This window comes from Vibrio sp. 10N.222.46.A1 (assembly GCF_041473595.1).
GTDB classification, from domain to species: Bacteria; Pseudomonadota; Gammaproteobacteria; order Enterobacterales; family Vibrionaceae; genus Vibrio; species Vibrio tasmaniensis_A.
Genome location: NZ_JBFRSN010001289.1, coordinates 1521 through 2281, shown reverse-complemented (window position 1 = coordinate 2281; position 761 = coordinate 1521). Strand labels below are relative to the sequence as shown.

Here is a 761-nt window from a genome sequence, read left to right as displayed (position 1 = left end):
AAGGGAGCCTCATGGCTCCTTTTTTTTAAAGTTTTATATAAATAGGTCGATACAAGAGCAATCGTAAGTTTTATTCATCTTTTTGTAAGTGAAGGTCTATGGCTATAACTGTGAATACGAATGTTTCAGCATTAGTGGCTCAGAGGAATCTCTCTAATGCCAATAACATGCTGAACCAATCTTTGGAGCGCTTGGCTTCAGGGAGTCGTATTAATAGTGCAAAAGACGATGCTGCTGGCTTACAAATCTCTAATCGATTAGAAGCACAGATGAGCGGCATCGATGTTGCGGTTCGAAATGCTAACGACGGTATCTCCATTATGCAGACAGCAGAAGGGGCGATGAATGAAACCACCAATATCATGCAACGCATGCGAGACCTGTCACTGCAAGCGACTAATGGTTCGAATAGCCAATCAGAAAGGACGGCTATTCAAGAAGAAGTAACCGCCTTAAATGATGAGTTGAACCGAATTGCGGAAACCACGTCATTTGGTGGGAAAAAGCTCCTTAACGGCAGCTTTGGTAGCTCGTCATTTCAAATCGGTGGCAGCTCTGGTGAGGCGGTGCATATAGGTTTGAAAAACATGCGCACCGATGATATCAACATGGGCGGCTTTAGCTATGTTGCCAATGGCATGGCAAGTGACTCGTGGGAAGTTAAATCCAACCAGACAGATATGACGATGGCGTTTACCGATCGTTTTGGTCAGCCTCAAGAGATCAACATTAATGCCAAGGCGGGCGATGACATTGAAGAG

The 761-nt window shown here is 44.5% G+C and carries 1 pseudogene; it reads left to right on the top strand.

Annotation, left to right across the window (positions count from 1 at the left end):
- Window positions 1-98: 98 nt before the first annotated feature.
- A pseudogene (locus AB4496_RS26030) lies at window positions 99-761 on the top strand (flagellin); the annotation flags it as partial.